The following is a 19,684-nucleotide window of genomic DNA, read 5'->3' on the forward strand; positions in this document are numbered from 1 at the left end:
ACGCCGAGTGCCGCACGAGAGCCGTGCGCGGCCGACAACGCGGCGCGCGTGACGGAGCGGAGGGGTGGTGGGAACCCTCCAATCGCGTCGCAACCGCGTGCTCTGAGGACCACTCGACGATTGGGCGCGTCCCCCGGATGCGGGGCAGACTGGCCGCCATGTCAGGCACCTCCGCCCCCGGGCACGACACGCAGCAGCGCGAACGGACGTTCTTCGGTCAGCCCTTCGAACTGTCCACACCGTTCGCGGTCGAACTCTGGGAGCGGTTCTCGTTCTACGGGATGCAGGGCATCGTCCTCATCTACATGTACTACACCGTCTCGCGGGGCGCCCTGGGCATCGACGAGCACGTCGCGACCGGGATCATGGGGGCCTACGGCGGCGCCGTGTACCTCTTCACCATCATCGGGGCGTGGATCGCCGACCGCTTGATCGGAGCGGACCGGACGCTGTTCGCGAGCGCCATCGTCGTGATGTGCGGACACATCGCCCTGGCCGTGCTGCCAGGCGTCACCGGCGTCGGCGTCGGCCTGGTGCTCATCGCGCTCGGGTCCGGCGGACTCAAGGCCACGGCGACCACCATCGTCGGCGGGCTGTACTCGAAGGAGGACCCGCGTCGCGATGCCGGGTTCTCGCTGTACTACCTCGGCGTCAACATCGGCGCGTTCTTCGGTCCGATCCTCACCGGCCTGCTGCAGTCGTCGCTCGGGTTCCACTTCGGATTCGGTCTGGCGGCCGTCGGCATGGCAGCCGGCCTGATCCAGTACGGCATCCGCCGCGGCAAGCTGCCCGACAGTGTCCGGCACGTCACGAACCCACTCGAGAAGCGCCGCTACCCGATGGTCGGGGTGCTCGTGCTCGTCGGCCTCGTGATCGTCGTCGTGGCCGTCCTGACGGGGCTGCTCAACGTCGACAACCTGCCGCTCGTCGTGGTCGGGATCGTCATCGCCGCCACGATCGTCTACTTCGTCGTGATCCTGTCGAGCGGGCTGACGAAGGACGAGCGCTCCCGCGTGTTCGCCTTCATCCCGCTGTTCATCGGCAGCGCCGTGTTCTGGTCGCTCTACCAGCAGCAGTTCACCGTCGTGACGATCTACTCCGACCAGCGCCTCGACCGGAGCATCTTCGGGTGGGAGATGCCGGTGTCGTGGGTGCAGTCGATCAACCCGATCATGATCATCGTCCTGTCCGGCGTCTTCGCGGCGATGTGGACCAAGCTCGGCGACCGCCAGCCGTCCACCCCGACGAAGTTCGCGCTCGGCACCGGGATCATGGGCATCGCGTTCCTCCTCTTCCTGCCCTTCGTCGGTACCGGGCGGAACGGCACGCCCGTGCTCGTGCTCGTCGGCATCCTGCTCGTCTTCACGATCGCCGAGCTCCTGCTGTCGCCGATCGGGCAGTCCGTCGCGACGAAGCTCGCACCCCCGAAGTTCCAGACGCAGATGGTCGCGCTGTTCTTCCTGTCCGTGTCCCTCGGCACGGCCGTCACCGGTGTGCTGTCGAAGTACTACAGCCCGAAGCACGAGGCGCCGTACTTCGCGATCCTCGGCCTCGTCGCCGTCGTGGTCGGTGTGCTGCTCCTCGTGTCCGCCCGCCCGGTGCTCCGCCTGATGCGCGGGATCCGATAGCCTGGACGTGGCCACAGCGACGCGCTGGACAACGGCCCCCTGAACGAGGAGAGATCACATGCTGGAGCTCGTCGGAGCAGTCGTCATCGGCATCGGCGTCGTCGGTGGTGTGTTCACGTGCATGGCCATCAGCGCCATGATGAAGAGCGGTTCCGAGGAGTACTAGGCCTCCACCGGCACCAGCTGACGACTCAGGACGGTCGCGCGCTCGAAGGGGCCGCGGCCGTCCTTCGTGTACACGGGCTCGTCGAACGCGACGGTCCACGACAGGGGCTCGCCGACACCGGGGTACCCGACGATCTGGTTGCCGCCCGGCGCGACGATGAGCCCGATCGGTTCCGGGCTCCCGTCCGCCTCGACCCACTGCTCGCCGCCCTCGGTCGTGTCCACCACGCGGACGAGTGCCCCGATCCCGAGCCCGGCCCCGCGGGCGCCGTCGGAGTCGCCGCCGCTCGGTCGCCGCTTCCGGTTCCACATCACGCGGTCACCGTACCGCGCCACCCCCGGAGGGCACCTGCAGGAGTGCGCTGCCTCCGCCCGCCGGAGTGGCCACAACACCCCGCGCGCTGTACGCCGAGTGGTCACGAAGTGGTGCCCGCGACGCTTCGTTCCGACGGGATGCGACCGCTCGGCAGCGGTGAGCGGGGTGTCGTGACCGGTCGACGCACCTGGCCGCAAGGCGCTCAGGACGCCGACGGGACGCGCACGATCTCCGTGATGGACGAGTGGCCGGTCTCCGGGTGCTTGCGCATCGACAGCAGCCGCTCCATCGAGGGCTCGAGCGCCGTGACCTTGTCGAGCGGGGCACTGACCACGAGCTGGAACCCGAGCCGGAGCCACGCCGTCACGGCACGCCCGGCGAACTCCGAGTCCGCCTTGATGAACGCCTCGTCGAGGAACACCGGCGCGAACCGGGGTCGAGGACGGGTCTCGTCGCCGAGCTGGTACCGGAGCGCAGCCCCCACGATGAACGCGACGAGCTCCTGCGTCTCGCCACCGGACTTGTCGCCCAGCGAGGAGTACACGCCGAGGTCGTTGCCGTCGGTGTCGTACCGCACGGCCGTGATCTCCATGTGCCGACGGACGTCGAGCACGGCATCGCGCTGGGTCGTGCGTCCTCGCGGCGCATCCGCGTCGACCCGGATGACCGCCATGAAGCGCCGGAGCCGCCGGAACCGGGTCTCGAGCACGTCGTCGGTGAGCTCCGCGTCGACCGAGGCCGACAGCGCACGGAGCTCGCGACGGAACTGCGAGACGTCCTCGCGCGTGACCCGGCGGATGACGATCTTCAGGCGGTCCCGGTTCGCACCGAACGGCAGGTCGCGGAGGATCTCGTTGACCGGCTCCAGCCGCTCCTCGATCTCGACGACCGCACGGTCGAACGCCCCGGCGAGCGGGACCAGGTCCTCGCCACTCCACTGCGACAGGCGGCGACGCCATTCGCTGCGCCGTGCGTGCAGCCCTGTCGCCACGATCTGGTCGAGGATCGCGCGGTAGTCGGGGTACGACGCGACGCCGGTGCCGAGGTTCGGGTCGTGCCACGCGTCCTGGTAGCGCTGGAAGGTCAGCGTCATGGCGTTGGACGCCGACGCCGCCCCGTCGAGGGCCTGCGAGAGTCGTTCCTCGAGTCGTCGGCGCAGTCGCTTCGTCGCGTCGTCGAACCCGTCGACGGTGTCCGGTGCGCCGACCTCCTCGAACGTCTCCTCGAGGAGGTGTGCCTGTTCCTCGTCCGGCACCGCGGTCGGCGTGGACTCGAACCGCTCGAGGATCTCGGCGGCGGCGTCCTGCCCGTCGACGAGCACCGCGTGGCGCTCCTCGAGCCGTGTGACCGTGAGCCGCGCGGCCGATCGACGGTCGGAGGCCTCGTCGAGGGCCGCACGCAGCTTCGCGACCGACGCCCGGAGCGTCCGCAGCCCGTCGTCGGCGGCGAGCACGGCCTCCCGTTCCTCGCCCAGGCGCGTCAGCGACGCGTCGACGCCGGCGACGTCGATGCTCTCCCACGTCGTGTCGACCCGGTGCTGGTGGGCGGCGCGGAGGGCCTCGAGTGCCGCGATGTCCTGCGCGACGTCGGTCCGGCGGGCCTCGAGCGTGGTGAGGTCCTCGGCGATGGAGGCGAGTTCGGTCTCGACGGCGACGACGCGGGCCTCGTTCGTGAAGCCGATGACGTTCGCCTGGCGGCGGTCGCCGTGCGCGCCACGTCGGCCGTCGCGGAGCTGCCCTGATTCGGTCACACGGCGGCCGCCATCACCCAGCTCGGCGGCGGAGGACACGCAGCGGGCGTCGATCCGGTCGGACTCGATGCGCGAGCGGACCCACGTGCTGAAGGGGGAGTCCTTGATCGCGAGCTTGCCGGACACCATGGACCGGTCGCCGTCGAGGTCCAGGTGCGGACCGGACGGGACGCCCTCGAACTGCACCCGCACCCCGATGCGCAGCGAGTCGATCGCGGCACTGAAGGAGTCGAGCTGGTCCTGGTCGACGAGCAGCGTGCGGGCGACGGGCGCGAGCACCGACTCGATCGCCGTGCGCCATCGTTCCTCACCCGGGAGGACGTCGAGCAGCTCGGCGACGAACGGCAGCGACGACGGGTCGATGCCGGCGGCGTTCGCCATCGCCACCCGTGCCTCGTGCATGGGCAGCGGCATCGCGCCCTGCCGGTGCTCGAGCGACTGGCGCTCCTGACGCAGCGACCGCTCACGGTCGAGGAGCGGGTACTCCTCTCGCGTCAGGGCGTCCCGACGCTCGTCGAGCGCGGCGCGGGTGGCACCGAACGTGCCGAGGAACTCGTGCGAGTCCCGCTGGGCCGTGCCGAAGGCGGTCTCGGTCGTCGGCACCTCCCCGAGCAGTGCCGTCCGTGACTCGAAGGCCTCGCGTGCACGGAGCACGACCTCGCGATCACGCGTGCCGCGGTCGATGCGGTCCTCGAGCTGGGCGAGCGCGTTGCCCCCGGAGTCCCGGAGTCGAGCCTCGGCCTCCCGCAGCTCGATCTCGACCGCGGCGTGGCGAGCGGAAGCTGCCTCGACCTCGGCTCGTGCGACGGTCCGGGCGCGCGAGTTGCGCGAGACCTCGTCGTCGAGCAGCGCACGCTTCCTGGTGGCCGTCCAGTGCGCGAACGGTGACACCTCGGACCCGGTGGCGATGCCGTCGAGGGCCTCGGCGGCGGCGCGGGACCGTTCGATCTCCAGGTGCAGCTCGGTGATGGGGGAGAGGATCGCGACCTTGCGCTCCTCGGTGTCCATCGCCTCGTACGCCTCGTCGAGCGCGGCGAAGTGGGCGAGCGCCCGGTCGGCGGCCTCGTACGTGCCGGGGGTCTCGAGCACGAGCGACTTGTACAGCGAGTCGACCGTCGGCATGTGCTGCCCGGCCTGGATGCGGGCGAGCAGGCGCATCGCCCGGTTCCCGCCGCCGGAGTCGCCGATCCCGAGCCGCGTCTGCAGCGTGTACGCGAGCTCCTGGTAGGTGTCGCGGATGACGAGCCCCGGCACGCGTCCGGTGAGCTCGAGGTGGCTGAACCGGGACGGCACGAAGTCCTCGAGCCGGCGCAGGTCGAAGTCGTCGTCCACGGTCGCCATGGTCATCTGGATGTCGCCGACACCACGGGCGCGCTTCGGCACGATGTACGCGCGCAGCACCGTGAACTGCCGCTCGTCGTCGTTCCGGAACGTGACGGCGACCGCACCCCACGTCGCCGTCTCGTCACCGCGGAGGTTCACGTCGCGGAGCGCCCCGGACTCCGGGTCGCGCCGGGAGTCGACCTTGCCACGCAGGTACGTCAGCAGGTTGCGCTGGTCCGCACTCCGCGCCCGTCCGGTGGTCGCGTCGTTCGAGGCGCCGTTGAACGGCACGTCGGACGGCATCATCACGGCGAGGTACGCGTCCATGAGGGTCGACTTGCCGGTTCCGGATGCGCCGGAGATGAGCGTCGCCGCACCGGACAGCTCGACCCGGCGGTGGCCGTGGAAGCCGCCCCAGTTGACGACCTGCATGGACTCGGCGCGCCACTGCGCGACGGTGTCGAAGAGCGCCGGCATGCCGGCGGTGTCCATCCGGAAGTCGGTCACGACTCGTCCTCGTCTTCCGTTTCGTCGGTGTCGGTCTGGAGGCTCGGCTCGGCTTCGTCAGGCTCGGAGCCCCCGCCGGTGGTCACGTTGGCCAGCCACTGATCGAGTTCCAGGAGCCGCTCCAGTGGGAGCAGGACCTCGACGACGCTCGCGATGCGGAAGCGGTCGGGGTCGCTCGTCTTGAGGAGCACCCGCGCGGTCACGAGTCGGTCGATGGCCTTCGCGACCCGGCCCTCGTCGCGCGTCTTGTCGGTCGCGGTGGCGGGCCGGAACCCGGCGACGTGCCCGAGGATCTCCGACCGGTCGACGACGACCTGGTCCGGCCCCGGTCGGGCGTCGGCGCGGAGTCGCATGCGGAGGTAGACGAGGACGATCGTCTCCTCGCGCGTGTACGGGACGTCCCGGAGGAGCGTCGGGAACCCGCGGCGCTGGCTCTCCGAACGGGCCTGACGCTTCCACGCGACCTCGCGGTCCCGGTCGACGTGCAGTTCGAGGAACAGGTCGTTCAGCCGGGACCGGAGCTGGTACTCGGCGTCGAGGACCGCGCGCCACTCGTCCGCGTGCGTGCGCGCGCTGATGTACGAGTGCCGGAGCAGCGCGACGAAGGCGCGACGCTGGAGCTCGTCGAGCCGGCCCTCGTCGCCCTCGAAGAGGGCGAAGCTGGACTCGTCACGCTCGTCGTCCTGCTCCACGGGAGTGGGGTCGTCGTACTCGTCCGTCTCGTCGACGGGAGCTGACGTCGTGTCGGTCACCGAGCCTCCAGGGTGGTGTCGTCGTCTGCGGACGGATCCCGCGGGGTCAACGCGGCCGTCGGCATGGTGAAGGCGACCGCCGTGCCGTCCGGGCGCACGGTCTCGTGCGCGACGGCTGCGGCCGCGGCCTCGAAGTCGTCCCGACCGGTCAGCAGGTGCGCCAGACCGAACAGCTCGACGGGACGCCGCTGCTCAGGGGGGAGCTCGTGGAACGCGCCGTCGCTGGTGGCCGCGATGCTGAACCGCAGTGCCGCGCGGAGTTCGGTCAGGAGTGGCCCGCCGTGTCGTCGGAGGGAGTCGACGTCGATCTCGTCGAAGACGTCGTCGTCCGGCTCCTCGATGGGCGGCGGGACAGCCTCGGTGTCCGGGTCGTAGAAGCGCTCGCGCAGGGTGCCGATCTCGGCGACCGGCGGCAGGAGCTCGAGGGGGAGCGTGCCGCGGGTGCTGCCGTCGCCCATCAGCGTCGCGAGCCGGCGGTTCACGCTCCGCAGCACCGCGTCGAGCTCGCGGTCACGGACGACGTCGTGCGCGACGATCTGGTCGCGGAGCGTCCCGGTGAGCAGGCGACGCTGGGCGAGGACGTCCTCGATGCCCTGCCGGAGGATGCTCACGGTGTTGCGGAAGGCCCGGCGCTCCGCGGCGTTGAGGGACTCGGCGAACGGGTGCTCGAGGATCGTCGCGATGTCGTCGCGGAGGCGCAGGAGCAGTGCGTCGTCGCGGAGGAGCTCGAAGGCGCCCTCGAACGCCCGGCCCTCCGGCGTGGCCTCCATGAGCGTGTCAGTGCGTGCGAGGTAGTCGTCGAGGATCTCGCCGATCGGACGGACCTCGTTCCGGAAGTCCTCGACGATCTCGCGGTGCATCGACGCGACGGCTTCCTCGACGCGCTTGAAGTCGCTCGGGAGCTGGCGGATGAGGTCGGTGATGTTCGTGTAGCCGTCGCGCATCCGGTCGTCGTCGACGGTGGTCGGGGCGTCACCCGTCGCCAGCCGGTCGCGCTCTGCCTGGAGTTCGGCGATCTGTGCGTCGATGCGGCGGATCTGCACGTCCGGGTCCGGCTCCGCCCTGGCGGCCCACCGGTGCACCGCGTCGACGATCATCGCCAGGCGGCTCTCGCTGATCAGGGCCCGGTCGGCGGACAGGGCGTCGACGAGGCTCAGCGCTTCGAGGGCGTGGCTCGTGAGCGAGTACTGCTCGTCACCGTCGGGGGAGTTCGACCGCACGAGCCACTGCGCCGCGACCCATTCACGGCAGAGCGCTCGGCCGTTCGGGCGCTTGTCGTCGTCCTGCGGGTTCTCGCTCGCCGGGACCCTGGCGCCGGTCGCCTGCAGCCGTGCGACGTGCTCCTCGACCTGGAGGTGCATCCGGTCGGCGGGGACGTACTGCACGTCGCGGTCGAACACCGTGCGGAACACCGCGAGCACGACGGCACTCGTCGGGCGGGACATGAGGCGCAGCGTCGGGCGGTCGAGCACCGCGCGCACGCGTGCGTACTCGAGGTCGACGTCGGTCATACTGCCCTTGCTCTGGTGATCGGTCGTGTCCGGTTGGGGGACGAAAAGAGCCCGACGCGGTTGCGTCGGGCTCTTGGGGTTGTGGGCGATACCAGACTCGAACTGATGACCTCTTCGGTGTGAACGAAGCGCGCTACCAACTGCGCCAATCGCCCCCTGCACTTGCGTGCGGATCGATAGTAGCGGATGTCGCGGCATGTGCCGAACACGACGGTGCCTCCGCGCGCGTCGCGGTGCTTCGTGTCGCACCCGATGCCCCTCGATCCGCATGAACTCGGGGGACACGCCCGGTGAACACCCAGGATTTTGGAGAAACGCGTCGGAGTCGGATACAGTTTACGAGTCGCCGCGAGAGCGGGTCAGACATGCGGATGTGGCGCAGTGGTAGCGCATCACCTTGCCAAGGTGAGGGTCGCGAGTTCGAATCTCGTCATCCGCTCGAGTACTGGTTCCCTCGGGATCCGGTTTCTCACCAGAGGGTATCCCACCGTTCGGGTACTCACGGAGACGTGAACCTCGATGGTGGGGTGGCCGAGAGGCTAGGCAGCGGCCTGCAAAGCCGTCCACGCGGGTTCGAATCCCGTCCCCACCTCCAGAATTCAACTCTCTCTGGGCGATTGGCGCAGCGGTAGCGCGCTTCCCTGACACGGAAGAGGTCACTGGTTCGATCCCAGTATCGCCCACCACCTGAAACCCCCGGCCGCGGCCGGGGGTTTCGCCGTTCCTGCTACCGGGTCGGCGACGTCGCCGCGTACGGATCCGCGGCCACGTTCCCGTACACGTCGGTTCGCCGGCGTCGGTCGCGCACCACGCAGATGCCACGCGCCACGGCGAGGGCGACCACGACCGTGGCGATGCCGGCGAAGAGCCATCTCCACGAAGCGTCGTCCTCGATGAGCAGCCGCACCGCGAACAATGCGAGCGGCGCGACGACGAGCACGCGGCGCGCCTCGGGCCACGTCGGCCGCCACAGCACCGTCATGCCCTTCTTCCACCGGCCGACCAGCACGTACGTCAGCAGCACGGCGAACGGCAGCAGCCCGAGCCAGTGCACGAGCGCGTCGGCAGCGTCCTCGTAGAACGGGTGCACGACCTCACGGGCGACTCCACCAGCCGCAGCGGCGGTGAGCACCACCCACATGCGAGCCTCCCACCGGCGGGGATGCCACCACGGGGTCCGCCACCAGGGCACCCCGCTCGCGACCGGCCGCCGCCCATCGTCCGCGCGGCGGGGACGACGGCGGTTCGCGGGCGTCACGTGCTCGAGGCCTGGACGACGGCGATCGCGGAGAGCACGAACGCGATCACCGCCGCGCTCGAACGCAGGACGTCGATGCGTTCCCAGCGCGTCACGATCCGTTTCCAGTCCGCCGGGGGATCGGCAGGGTCCCAGTCGTTCACACCGATGTTGATCGGGACGGTCCCGAGGAACGACGCCAGGACGAACACCGTCAGGGCAGCCACCGCGGCGATCCGCCACGCGAGCCCGTCGCCTGTCCCGCCGACGACGAGGACGGCGACGGACGCCAGTACCGCCGGGACCATCAGGATCGGCACGACGACCTTGAGGGACTTGACCAGTGCGATGCGCGTGCGGACGTGCGCGTCGTCGGGCAGGGCGGCCATCGCCGGCTGGACACCCCACCGGACGATCAGCTCCTCGCCGGCGAGCAACCCGACGAGGACCAGCTGGGCCACGAGCAGGGCGTTCACGTGCGGTCCTCGGCATGGTCGGCGCCGACGGTGGGGATGGTGTCCACGATGTTCCCTTCGTCCAGGAACGATCATCGTCCACGCTGGACCTGAAAGACATTTGCAGATCGCGACGGTCGGACGTACGATCTGAAAATCCACTTCAGGTCGAGGAGTCGCCGTGCAGGAGAACCGTCCCAATCTCGCCGATCCCGGCGTCCTCGACGCACTGTCGCACCCGGTACGGCTCGACGTCCTGGGGTACCTGGCGGCATCGGGCCCTGCGACGGCGTCGCAATGCGCCCGGGCGGTGGGCGACACGCCGTCGAACTGCAGTTACCACCTCAGGGTGCTCGCGTCCCACGGACTGGTCGAACCGGACCCGTCGGGCGACGGCCGGTCCAGGCCGTGGCGGACGAGCATCACCGGCTTCACCACCGACGATGTCGATCCGGCGGACGTGGCGGGACTGGACCGGATGTTGGCGGCGTCGATCGAGCTCGACCACCACCTCCTGCGCGAGTACCTCCGCGGTCGGGACGCGGTCCCGGGGGTTTGGCAGGCAGCGGATGTCCACGCCAGCTACGGGCTCGCGCTGACACCGACCGAACTCGCCGAGGTCGTCGCGCGGCTCGATGCCGTCGTCCGGCCGTACATCCAGGCGACGCGGGCGAACACCCCCGGTGACGCCGAACACGTCCACCTCTCACTCAGCGCGTTCCCGCGGCTCGGGTTCGGCCCCGACCGATGACGAGCACGCCGCCCGCCACGCGCCGTGGCTTCGCAGGCTCGGCGATGGCGGTACCGGCGTTCCGACGGCTCTGGCTCGCGGGGCTCGTGTCGGACACCGGCGACTGGCTGATGTTCATCGCGTTGCCGCTCGTCGTCCTCCGGCTCACCGGATCGGCCGTCGGGACGTCGTTCGCGTTCCTCCTCGAACTCGCCCCGCCCGTGCTGCTCGCCCCGGTCGTCGCGCGGGTCACCGACCGGCTGCCACACCGGCGCGTGATGGTCGTCGCGATGCTCGGTCAGGCCCTCACCCTCCTGCCGCTGCTCCTCGTGCACGACCGGTCGGAGCTGCCGCTCGTCTACGCCGTCATCGTCGCGCAGGCGTCGTTCGGCGCGTTCTTCCTGCCGGCCAAGAACGCGCTCCTCCCGACGCTCGTCGGGCTCGATCGGGCGAACTCGGCGAATGCTCTCGTCGGGCTGAACAACGACCTCGGCCGGATCATCGGTGGCCCGCTCGGCGGCGTGCTGCTCGCGGTCGGGTCCATCGGCACGGTGGCGCTCGTCGACGTGGCCTCGTACGTCGTCGCCGCTGCCCTCGTCCTCAGCGTGCCGCACGGGCGACGCGTCGATCCGGCTCCGCCTGCTTCCCCCATTCCGATCGGACCGGACACCGGCGGCGTCCTCCGTGCCCTCGGCGACCGTGCAACGCGGCACCTGGTCCTGGTGAGCACGGTCGCGTCGATCGCGCAGGGGCTCTTCCTCGTCCTGTTCGTCTTCTTCGTGACCGACGTCATCCGTGGCGACGCGGCAGACGTCGGCCTGCTGCGCGGAGTACAGGCGATCGGGGCGATCGGCGCCGGCCTCGCACTGGGGGTCCTCGGCGCGAGGATCGACGCGCTTCGGCTCGCCCTCATCGGTGCGAGCACGTTCACGGTGATCACCGTCCTCGTGTGGAACGCGTCGTTCGTCACCCACGCCGTGCCGGTCTACGCCGTGCTCTTCGCGACGATCGGTGTGCCGGCGGTGTTCATGGGCGCCGGACTCACGAGTCTGCTGCAGCAGGCAGTCGACGGCGCAGTCCGTGGGACGGCGTTCGCTGCGCTCGGGCTCGGGCAAGCGGTCGGTCAGGCGATCGGGATCACCGTCGCCGGTCTCCTCCAGGAACCGCTCGGCATCCTGCCGCTGCTGGAGGTCCAAGCCGCCGCCTACGCGATCACCGCGGTGCTGGCGTTCGTCCTGCTCCCACGGCGGTTCCGCAGCCCTCCCGGCTGACGACCGGCATCGCGGTGGCCGACCGGCGCGGCCATCCGCCGGACGGGAGGCTCGGTGCCGGCCCGCACCGTGCCTCCCGTCGGGCGGATGCGGGCCTACGATCGCTGGTATGCGTGTGGCGATCACCGGAGGGACGGGCGTCGAGCGGGACGCTCGGGTGTGACGTGGCGAACATCCTGGTGGTCGAGGACGACCCGGAGATGCGTTCGCTCGTCGAGCGAGGGCTGACCGGCGAGGGGCACACGGTCACCGTCGTGGGCGACGGGATCGCCGCGCTCGTCGCCGCGCGCGCACAGTCGTTCGACGCGGCAGCGATCGACGTGATGCTGCCCGAGATGACCGGGTTCGAGGTCTGCCGACGACTCCGAGAGCTCGGGGAGGACTTCCCGGTGGTGCTCGTCACCGCACGTGACGCCGTGGACGACCGGGTCTTCGGGCTCGACTCCGGTGCCGACGACTACCTGACGAAGCCCTTCGCGATCGCCGAACTCAACGCCCGTATCCGCGCCCACCTCCGGCGGCGCGCTGCCGGGACCGCGACGATCGTGGAGGCGGGGACGGTCCGGCTGGACACCGTCGCGGTCCGGGCGTCGGTCCGCGGCCGCGACATGCCCCTGAGCGTCAAGGAGTTCTCGCTGCTCCGGTTCCTCGTCCAGGGGTCGCCGTCGCCGCGGACGCGAGCGGACGTGCTGCGGGAGGTGTGGGGGAGCGCCGAGCACTTCGACCCCACGATCGTCGACCAGTACGTCAGCTACGTGCGCAAGAAGCTGCACGCAGCAGGGGCCGACGTCGCGATCCGCACGGTCCGCGGCGTCGGGTACGCGCTCGAGGTCGTCGCGTCCTGATGAACGTCTTCCGTCGACTGTCCATCCGCGCCCGTATCACGCTCGGGAGCCTCGTCGTCGGGGCCGTCGTACTGTGCGGCGTCGCCGTGGTGCTGCACGTGCAGATCGAGCGCGCGTCGCTGGCGTCGGACGCGTCGCTCGCGTCCGGCGACGCCGCCCCGTTCGTCTCGGACCTCCTCCACAACCCGGACGAGCCACCGGACCGGCCCGCCGAGGGTGTCCTCGTCGGCATCCGTTCCGCATCGGGACGGTGGGTGGTCGACTCGCTCCCCGCTGAGGTGCGGTCCGTGCTGCCCACGGACGTCCCCGAAGGCGGAGTGACGCTCCGCACGGAAGCCGGGCACCGGGTGATGACCGTGGTGGGCACCCCGGTGGTGAACGACGACGGGGCCTTCGTGGTCTGGGCGGCGCACGACGGTCGCGCCGGCGAGGAGACGGTCGCGCGCGTCGACCGGTCGCTCGCGGTCGGTACGGTCCTCGCGCTGCTCGCGTTCGGCGCGGCCGCGTGGCTCCTGTCGACCCTCGCACTCCGACCCGTCGGGCGGATGCGCCGCACCGCCGAGGACCTCAGCGCCGGCAGGACGAGCGGGCACCTGCCGGTCGGGACGTCCGACGACGAACTCGCGGCGCTCGCGCGGACGCTGAACGCCTTCATCGACCGGCAGCGGGAGAACGCCGAGCGGGAGCGTCGGATGGTCTCGGACGCGAGCCACGAACTCCGGACCCCGCTGGCCGCGCTCACCGCACGGCTGGAGTTGGCGCACCGGTCGGCAGGCGACGCGGACGCGCTCGCCCGGGAGCTGCAGGCCGCTGAGGACGACGCCGCGCGGCTGGTGGCCCTCGCGAACACGATGCTCGAGCTGAGCCGGCTCGACGAGGCGGAGCCGGCGCCGCCGACCGCCGCCGCCGACCTCGTCACCGAGCTCATGGGCTCGATCGACCGGGCGCGGGCGGCACACGGCGCGGGAGACCGCGACATCGACTTCTCGGTCGCCGTCGACGCTCCGGACGAGCGGTACGGGGTCGAACCGGCAGCGTTCGCGCGGGTCGTCGACAACCTCGTCGCCAACGCCGTCGCCGCGGGGGACGCCCGCGGCGTGGTCCGGGTGCAGCTCGAACAGGATGCGACGCGCCGGCTCGTGCTGCGCGTGGTGGACGACGGCCACGGGATCCCGGAGGGCTTCCTGCCGAAGGCCTTCGAGCGGTTCGCCCGAGCCGACAGTTCACGTCGGACGGCGCCGAGCGGGAACGGTACCGGGAGCGGTCTCGGGCTCGCGCTCGTCCGTGGGATCGCCGAACGGGCCGGCGGGACCGCGTCGCTCCGGAACGGCGAGGAGCGCGGCGCGGTCGCGACGGTCGTGCTGCCCCGCACCGAAGCCGATCCACGGCGAGCCTGATCACTCGAAGTCTCGAACGAAGTCCACGTCCCGTTCCGGGTTCCTCCCAAGGGCCGGTGTCGATGCTGAGCGTCACCCGATCACATGCTGGAGAGGAACGAGCCGATGATCGACACCGCTCGGCCCACGGCCCACCCGTTCGCAGCGGCCCCGGCCACCGAACCCCTCGCCGTCGCCGCGCGTCGCCGCGACCGGTCCCGACGTCGTCGCAGTGCGACCACCGACCTGCTCGGGATCCTCGCCTGGATCTCCGCCGCGGTCGCCGTGGCGCTCTGGCTCGCGTCACCCGGATCGCACTCGGTCGTCGGCATCGGTGGGTGGCTCACCGACGCCGGCATCGTCGCCGGGCTGATCGCGACCGACCTCGTCCTCGTGATGTTGGTGCTCGCCGCCCGGGTGCCGCTCATCGACCGCACCTTCGGGCAGGACACGGCGATCGCGGTCCACCGATCGCTCGGCAAGCCGGTGCTGTACCTGCTGCTGGCGCACGGAGCGCTCCTGACACTCGGTTACGGCGCGTCGGCGGGCACCGGGCCGATCGCCGAGACGATCGCGCTCTTCTCGACGCCGGACATGCCGCTGGCGTACCTCGGGCTCGGCCTGTTCGTCGCCGTCGTGGTGTCCTCGCTCGTCGCCGTGCGTCGGCGCCTGCCGTACGAGGCCTGGCACGTCATCCACCTGCTCAGCTACGCGGCGGTGCTCGTCGCGCTGCCGCACATGCTGAGCGCGGGCAGCGTGCTCGCGGCAGGGACGTGGCAGCGGGCGTACTGGATCGCGATGTACGTCCTCGCGCTCGGCCTCATCGCCGTGTACCGGTTCGCGGTGCCGTTCGTCGTGACCGTCCGGCACCGGATCCGCGTCGTCGGCGTGGAGCCCATCGCCCCCGGTGTCGTGTCGATCCACCTCGCCGGGCGCGACCTCAACCGACTCGGCGCGCGCGGCGGACAGTACGGCGTCTGGCGGTTCTGGACGGCGACGACCTGGTGGCACGCCCACCCGGTGTCGTTCTCGGCGGTGCCCGGACGTGACCGGGCCCGCATCACCGTCCGGGACCTCGGCGCGGGGTCGTCGCGACTGGGTCGGATCCGGCCGGGGGCGTTCGTCTCGCTCGAGGGTCCGTACGGCCTCTTCACGAGCCGCGCCCGGACGGCGCCGTACCTGGCGCTCGTGGCCTCGGGGATCGGGATCACGCCCGTCCGAGCGTTGCTGGAGGACACCGACCTCCGACCGGGCGAGGCGACGGTGCTCCTGCGTGGGAGCGATGCGCAGCAGCAGTACCTCTGGCGGGAGACCGCCGACCTGGCGGCGACGACGGGCACCCGGCTCTTCGCGATGGTCGGACACCGTGCTCGGTCCCGAGCGACCTGGATGCCCGAGGAGGACCTCCGTCGCGGCGTCACCCTGCTGTCGGTCTTCCCGCGGCTGCTCGAGTCGGACCTGTACGTCTGCGGGCCCCGCGCCTGGTCGGACCTCGTCGTCCGCGAGGCCCGGCTCGCAGGGGTCCCCGAACACCAGATCCACCAGGAACGGTTCGAGTCATGAGGGCGCGCGCCGTCGTCGGGGGGATCGTGTCGTCGATCGCGGTCCTCGTCATCGGCTGGCAGCTCGGCGGCCAGCCTGCCGTCACCGCGCCGTCGCAGAGTACGACGTCCGGCAGCTCCGCGTCGGGGAGCGGATCGTCGGGGAGCGGGTCCTCCGGCAGCACGGCGTCGGGCACCGGCGGGGCGTCCGTCTCAGGCACGTTCACCGGTGATGCCACCCAGACCCGGTACGGCCCCGTGCAGGTCCGGATCACCGTCGCGGGTGGCAAGATCACCGACGTCACCGCCCTGCAGCTCACCGACCACGACGGTCGATCCGTGCAGATCAGCCAGCAAGCGGCACCGATCCTCCGGCAGGAGGCCCTCGCCGCACAGTCCGCCTCGATCCAGGCCGTGAGCGGCGCGACCTTCACGAGCGAGGGGTACACGACTTCGCTCCAGTCCGCGATCGACAAGGCGGGACTGTGAACGACGTCCTGACCTTCGAGACGATGGGGACCGTCGTCAGTCTCCGCGGGGCGACCGCGGCGGCTGCGTCCGAGGTCCGCGCCGTGTTCGCGGGCTACGACCACCGGTACAGCCTCTACGACCCGTCATCGGTCCTCAGTCGGGTGGCCGACGGCACGATCCGGCTCGCCGACACCCCGGAGCAGGTCCGCGACGTGTACGCACTTGCTCTGGACTGGCGGGAGCGGACCGGCGGCGCGTTCACCCCGCACCGCCCCGACGGCGTGGTCGACCTCTCCGGCGTCGTGAAGGCACTCGCCATCCGCGACGCGGGAGCGGTGCTGGACGAGGCGGGTGCCGACTGGATGATCAGCGCCGGCGGCGACGTGCTCGTCCGTGGGATGCACCGCGGTGTCGAGCCGTGGAGCGTCGGGGTGGTCGACCCGGCGCACCGAGACAGGGTCGTCGGCGTCGTCCGTCTCGACGCGCCCCGTCGTGCGGTCGCGACCTCCGGGACCGCCGAACGCGGCGAGCACATCTGGCGACGCACGGCTCCGACGTTCGTGCAGGCGACCGTGGTCGCCGACGACGTCGTCACCGCCGACGTGCTCGCCACCGCGATCGTCGCCGGCGACGAGGAGGACCTCGGTGGGTTCACGAGCGACGTCGACGTCGACGTCCTGGCCTTCGGGGCGGACGGGAGGGTCTGGGCCACGCCCGGTGCATCCTCCTGGGTCACCACCGGTGCGGCACAGGTGCCCTGATCGGCCCCCGGAGCCGACGGCAGCCCCGACGGACCGTCGTCCGGCAGGGGCTGCCGACCGGTCAGGAACCGCTGGTCGGCGATGCGCTCGGCGCATCCGTGGACTGCCCCGGAGCGTCCTTCGGCGGCTTCGGGGCATCGGTCGGGTTCGGAGCGGCAGCGGCCCCGTCCGGTGCGGGCCCGTCCTTCGGCGGGGTGGGTGCTGCAGCTGTCGGTCCTCCGCCGGCACCCGGAGCGCAGGTACCGGCCGGTCCACCCGCAGCACCGGGTCCCGCCGCGCCGGGTACTGCTGCACCCGGCGTCGGTGCGCCCGTCGGTGCGCCCGTCGGCGCGCCCGACGGTGCTCCGGATGGAGCGCCCGACGGCTTGCCCGAGGGTGCGCCGGACGGGGCTGCCACCGGCGTGCTCCCGCCGTCGGCACCGGCGGCCACCGCCGCGGTCACACCGACGCCGCCGATCAGCACGGCGACGATCGCCGCGCCGATCCCGATCCGCCGCCCGAGACGACGGGGTCGGTCGGTGGCGGACGCCGGAGCCGGGGCCTCGGCGGCGGCGAACTGCTCGGTCGGCTGCGCGCCCTGGCCGAGGCCGCCTCGCGGGTACTCCCGTGTCGGTTCGTCGTGCTGGTTCTGGTTCTGGTTCTGGTTCTGGTTCTGGTTCTGGTTCTCCATGGTGTCTCCACTTCGTCGTCCGGCGGTGCCGGGTCGGCTGTGCTGCCGACGTGGACCACGGTCGAAGTCGAATCTGAAGCATGACTGAAGCACAGGTGCTCCCCAGGTCGTTCCAGGCTTCGTGATCGAATCACGGACGTACGGTGTCCGCCGTGCCCAGTCCAGCCCGCGTCCTGCTCATCGACGACGACGAGACCATCCGTGTCTCCGTCGCACGCTCCCTCCGCGACGAGGGCCTCGTCGTGCTCGACGCGCCAGACGGCTCCGGGCTCCACCGCGACCTCGCGGCGTTCGTCCCGGACCTCGTGGTCCTGGACTGGATGCTCCCCGGTGCGAGCGGGATCCAGCTCGCCGGCAGCGTGCGGACCTCGTCGGACGCTGCCATCGTGATGCTGACCGCCCGGGACGACGTCGAGGACCGGCTCAGGGGGTTCGCCGAGGGCGCTGACGACTACGTCGTGAAGCCGTTCGCGATCGCGGAACTCGTCGCCAGGGTCACCGCGGTCCTCCGCCGCCGTGGTCGGGTGCCGGCTGTGATCCAGGTCGGCGACCTGGTCCTCGACCCCGACGCCGCGGTCGCGCGTCGCGCCGGTGTCGTGCTCGAGCTCACCGCGACCGAGTTCCGACTGCTCGCCTTCCTCGCGGAGAGCCGCGGCCGGACCCTGTCGAAGGGGCAGATCCTGACGCAGGTGTGGGGGTACGACAGCGTCGACCCGAACCTCGTCGAGGTCCACCTCAGCGCGCTCCGGCGGAAGATGGAAGTGCACGGCCCACGACTCGTCCACACGGTGCGCGGTCTCGGGTACCGATTGAGTGCGGTGGCGGCGTGAACGGCGAGGCGCCCAGCGCGTCGGTCCTCCGCACCGGTTCGCTCCGGATGCGGACCGTCGTCGCGGTCCTGGTCCTGCTGGCGGTCCTCCTCGGCGCGCTCGGTGTCGTCGTGCAGGCAACCCTCGGCGACCGGCTCCGCGCCCAGGTCGAGGACCGGTTGCGCGACCGTGCTTCGGCGGCGGCCGCCCTCGTCGGGACGGTCGACGCGGCTGACCTCGCCGACCGGCTGTCGATGCAGGGCCTCTCGGTGACGATCACGGCCGCCGACGGCGGTTCCGTGGAGGCCGGTCCCAGCCCGGACCAGCTGCGGCACGGTCCACCGGACCCCGGGACCCTCCCCGCGCCGGCGGCCGCTCCCGCGCGCGACTCCACGGCGGATCCCTCCACGACCGGGACCGGCGCGGCATCGCACGTGACGATCAGGTCTTCGCGGCTCACCGAGGGCGACCGGATCGTCACGCTCGTGTCGACCCTGAGCGACGGCTCGCGGATCCGGCTCACCGCCGGAACCGGCCCCGTCGACGAGGTCCTCGGCGAACTCCGATGGGTGATGCTCGCCGCGTCCGTCGGGTTCATGCTCGTGGCGGCGGTCGGCCTGGTCATCGTGGTGCGGCGGACGATGCGCCCGCTCGACGTGATGACGAACGCCGCACGCTCGATCGCGCACGGTGACCGCGGGCGGCGCCTCCGTCCGGCCCGCCAGGGAACCGAGATCGGTCGAGTCGCGGTGGCCTTCGACGAGATGCTCGACGCCGTCGAGGGTGCGGAACGACAGGCCGTCTCGGCGGAGGCCCGGATGCGGTCCTTCTTGTCGGACGCCGCACACGAGCTGCGGACGCCGGTGGCCGGGATCACCGCTGCCGCCGACACCCTGGTGCGTGCACGCCCCGACGTGGTGGAGCGTGAAGAGCTCGCCGTGCACGTGGTCCGGCAGGCCGGTCGGGCGGCGCGGCTCGTGGACGACCTGTTGCTGATGGCGCGGGTGGACGGCGGCCTCGCGCTCGAGCCAGCGTCCGTGGACCTCGGCGCCATCGCGAGGAGTGAGGCCGACCGTGCACGGCTCCGCTCGCCGGGCCTCACCGTCCAGGTCTCCGAGACGGATGGCGCAGTCGTCGTGTCCGCGGACGGCGACCGGATCGGCCAGGTCCTCGCCAACCTCCTGGAGAACGCCGCCAGGGCGACCGACGGCGCCGGGCACGTCGTGGTCGAGATCGACCGGCTGGGCGACGTGGGCCGTGTGCGCGTCGCCGACGACGGGCCCGGGATCCCGGCGGTCGACCGTGCGCGTGTGTTCGACCGGCTCGTCCGGCTCGACGCTGCTCGGGCGGCGAGCGGCGGGGGAGCAGGGCTCGGCCTACCGATCGCACGGGGCATCGCTCGGGCGCACGGCGGCGACCTCGTCTGCGCACCGGGAGTCGGCACCGTGTTCGTGCTCACGATCCCGGCAACGACCGACCAGCACACACCGACCGGGCAGAGTGGTCTGCAGCCGATCAGCTTGCCGACCGGAGGATGCGGGATCGTGACCTGAGCAATCGTCCAGA

General features: G+C 71.5%; 17 protein-coding genes and 4 tRNA genes. 13 read left to right on the forward strand and 8 right to left on the reverse strand.

What is annotated here, in order from left to right:
* Positions 1-158: 158 nt before the first annotated feature.
* On the forward strand, positions 159-1,628 hold the full coding sequence (locus AAEP80_RS12050; protein WP_420364587.1) for a peptide MFS transporter: 1,470 nt from the start codon (positions 159-161) through the stop codon (positions 1,626-1,628).
* Positions 1,629-1,790: 162 nt separating this feature from the next.
* Here AAEP80_RS12050 and AAEP80_RS12055 read toward each other — a convergent pair whose 3' ends face one another.
* From AAEP80_RS12055 to AAEP80_RS12075, 5 genes are all read right to left on the reverse strand, one after another.
* Positions 1,791-2,108, reverse strand: coding sequence for a hypothetical protein (locus AAEP80_RS12055; RefSeq protein ID WP_420364588.1), 318 nt, complete (start codon positions 2,106-2,108; stop codon positions 1,791-1,793).
* Between the two features lie 203 nt (positions 2,109-2,311).
* Complete coding sequence (locus AAEP80_RS12060; protein ID WP_420364589.1) at positions 2,312-5,689, reverse strand: ATP-binding protein; 3,378 nt, start codon at positions 5,687-5,689, stop codon at positions 2,312-2,314.
* Positions 5,686-6,441, reverse strand: a complete 756-nt coding sequence (locus AAEP80_RS12065) for a DUF4194 domain-containing protein (RefSeq protein WP_420364590.1) — start codon at positions 6,439-6,441, stop codon at positions 5,686-5,688. Before AAEP80_RS12065 ends, AAEP80_RS12060 begins: the two co-directional genes overlap by 4 nt.
* A complete protein-coding gene (locus AAEP80_RS12070; RefSeq protein ID WP_420364591.1) occupies positions 6,438-7,952 on the reverse strand; it encodes a DUF3375 family protein in 1,515 nt (504 codons plus the stop codon). Before AAEP80_RS12070 ends, AAEP80_RS12065 begins: the two co-directional genes overlap by 4 nt.
* An 82-nt stretch (positions 7,953-8,034) precedes the next feature.
* A tRNA-Val gene (locus AAEP80_RS12075) sits at positions 8,035-8,107 on the reverse strand.
* Between the two features lie 212 nt (positions 8,108-8,319).
* Here AAEP80_RS12075 and AAEP80_RS12080 point away from each other — a divergent pair.
* The 3 genes from AAEP80_RS12080 to AAEP80_RS12090 all read left to right on the forward strand — a co-directional run bounded on the left by AAEP80_RS12080 (position 8,320) and on the right by AAEP80_RS12090 (position 8,638).
* Positions 8,320-8,391: transfer RNA gene (locus AAEP80_RS12080), tRNA-Gly, on the forward strand.
* 82 nt (positions 8,392-8,473) lie between these two features.
* Positions 8,474-8,547 (forward strand) — tRNA-Cys (locus AAEP80_RS12085).
* A gap of 16 nt (positions 8,548-8,563) precedes the next feature.
* Positions 8,564-8,638 (forward strand) — tRNA-Val (locus tag AAEP80_RS12090).
* Positions 8,639-8,679: 41 nt separating this feature from the next.
* Here AAEP80_RS12090 and AAEP80_RS12095 read toward each other — a convergent pair.
* Positions 8,680-9,093 carry a hypothetical protein gene (locus tag AAEP80_RS12095; protein WP_420364592.1) on the reverse strand — a complete coding sequence of 138 codons (414 nt, stop codon included), beginning with the start codon at positions 9,091-9,093 and terminating at the stop codon, positions 8,680-8,682.
* Positions 9,094-9,206: 113 nt separating this feature from the next.
* Positions 9,207-9,665, reverse strand: a complete 459-nt coding sequence (locus AAEP80_RS12100; RefSeq protein ID WP_420364593.1) for an anthrone oxygenase family protein — start codon at positions 9,663-9,665, stop codon at positions 9,207-9,209.
* Between the two features lie 160 nt (positions 9,666-9,825).
* Here AAEP80_RS12100 and AAEP80_RS12105 point away from each other — a divergent pair, with 160 nt between their 5' ends.
* The 7 genes from AAEP80_RS12105 to AAEP80_RS12135 all read left to right on the forward strand — a co-directional run bounded on the left by AAEP80_RS12105 (position 9,826) and on the right by AAEP80_RS12135 (position 16,639).
* The gene (locus AAEP80_RS12105) at positions 9,826-10,395 is read left to right on the forward strand and encodes a winged helix-turn-helix domain-containing protein (protein WP_420364594.1); all 570 of its coding nucleotides are present in this window, start codon (positions 9,826-9,828) and stop codon (positions 10,393-10,395) included.
* Positions 10,392-11,645 (forward strand): MFS transporter, encoded by a 1,254-nt coding sequence (locus tag AAEP80_RS12110; protein WP_420364595.1) that lies wholly within the window; start codon positions 10,392-10,394, stop codon positions 11,643-11,645. Before AAEP80_RS12105 ends, AAEP80_RS12110 begins: the two co-directional genes overlap by 4 nt.
* A 164-nt stretch (positions 11,646-11,809) precedes the next feature.
* Positions 11,810-12,490: a response regulator transcription factor gene (locus AAEP80_RS12115; protein ID WP_281264489.1), complete on the forward strand. Its 681-nt coding sequence runs from the start codon at positions 11,810-11,812 to the stop codon at positions 12,488-12,490.
* A complete protein-coding gene (locus AAEP80_RS12120; protein ID WP_420364596.1) occupies positions 12,490-13,887 on the forward strand; it encodes a HAMP domain-containing sensor histidine kinase in 1,398 nt (465 codons plus the stop codon). Before AAEP80_RS12115 ends, AAEP80_RS12120 begins: the two co-directional genes overlap by 1 nt.
* 105 nt (positions 13,888-13,992) lie before the next feature.
* A complete protein-coding gene (locus AAEP80_RS12125; RefSeq protein WP_420364597.1) occupies positions 13,993-15,429 on the forward strand; it encodes a ferric reductase-like transmembrane domain-containing protein in 1,437 nt (478 codons plus the stop codon).
* Complete coding sequence (locus tag AAEP80_RS12130; RefSeq protein WP_281264492.1) at positions 15,426-15,896, forward strand: FMN-binding protein; 471 nt, start codon at positions 15,426-15,428, stop codon at positions 15,894-15,896. Before AAEP80_RS12125 ends, AAEP80_RS12130 begins: the two co-directional genes overlap by 4 nt.
* Positions 15,893-16,639, forward strand: coding sequence for an FAD:protein FMN transferase (locus tag AAEP80_RS12135; protein ID WP_420364598.1), 747 nt, complete (start codon positions 15,893-15,895; stop codon positions 16,637-16,639). The genes AAEP80_RS12130 and AAEP80_RS12135 overlap by 4 nt, the downstream gene beginning before the upstream one ends.
* Positions 16,640-16,700: 61 nt before the next feature.
* Here the strand turns inward: AAEP80_RS12135 and AAEP80_RS12140 are convergent, their stop codons facing one another.
* On the reverse strand, positions 16,701-17,309 hold the full coding sequence (locus tag AAEP80_RS12140) for a hypothetical protein (protein WP_420364599.1): 609 nt from the start codon (positions 17,307-17,309) through the stop codon (positions 16,701-16,703).
* A 152-nt stretch (positions 17,310-17,461) separates the two neighbouring features.
* Between AAEP80_RS12140 and AAEP80_RS12145 the strand changes: the two genes are divergently transcribed.
* Together AAEP80_RS12145 and AAEP80_RS12150 are read left to right on the forward strand one after the other, a co-directional pair.
* The gene (locus tag AAEP80_RS12145; RefSeq protein WP_420364600.1) at positions 17,462-18,139 is read left to right on the forward strand and encodes a response regulator; all 678 of its coding nucleotides are present in this window, start codon (positions 17,462-17,464) and stop codon (positions 18,137-18,139) included.
* Complete coding sequence (locus tag AAEP80_RS12150) at positions 18,136-19,671, forward strand: sensor histidine kinase (RefSeq protein WP_420364601.1); 1,536 nt, start codon at positions 18,136-18,138, stop codon at positions 19,669-19,671. Before AAEP80_RS12145 ends, AAEP80_RS12150 begins: the two co-directional genes overlap by 4 nt.
* Positions 19,672-19,684 lie beyond the last annotated feature (13 nt).

Origin of the sequence: Curtobacterium sp. L3-7, assembly GCF_048756585.1 — a bacterium.
Classification (GTDB): Bacteria; Actinomycetota; Actinomycetes; order Actinomycetales; family Microbacteriaceae; genus Curtobacterium.

Coding starts and splice junctions, on each gene's coding strand:
- AAEP80_RS12050 (WP_420364587.1), top strand. CDS start 159: ATGTCAGGCACCTCCGCCCCCGGGCACGACACGCAGCAGCGCGAACGG.
- AAEP80_RS12070 (WP_420364591.1), bottom strand. CDS start 7,952: ATGACCGACGTCGACCTCGAGTACGCACGCGTGCGCGCGGTGCTCGAC.
- AAEP80_RS12095 (WP_420364592.1), bottom strand. CDS start 9,093: ATGTGGGTGGTGCTCACCGCCGCTGCGGCTGGTGGAGTCGCCCGTGAG.
- AAEP80_RS12110 (WP_420364595.1), top strand. CDS start 10,392: ATGACGAGCACGCCGCCCGCCACGCGCCGTGGCTTCGCAGGCTCGGCG.
- AAEP80_RS12120 (WP_420364596.1), top strand. CDS start 12,490: ATGAACGTCTTCCGTCGACTGTCCATCCGCGCCCGTATCACGCTCGGG.
- AAEP80_RS12125 (WP_420364597.1), top strand. CDS start 13,993: ATGATCGACACCGCTCGGCCCACGGCCCACCCGTTCGCAGCGGCCCCG.
- AAEP80_RS12130 (WP_281264492.1), top strand. CDS start 15,426: ATGAGGGCGCGCGCCGTCGTCGGGGGGATCGTGTCGTCGATCGCGGTC.
- AAEP80_RS12140 (WP_420364599.1), bottom strand. CDS start 17,309: ATGGAGAACCAGAACCAGAACCAGAACCAGAACCAGAACCAGAACCAG.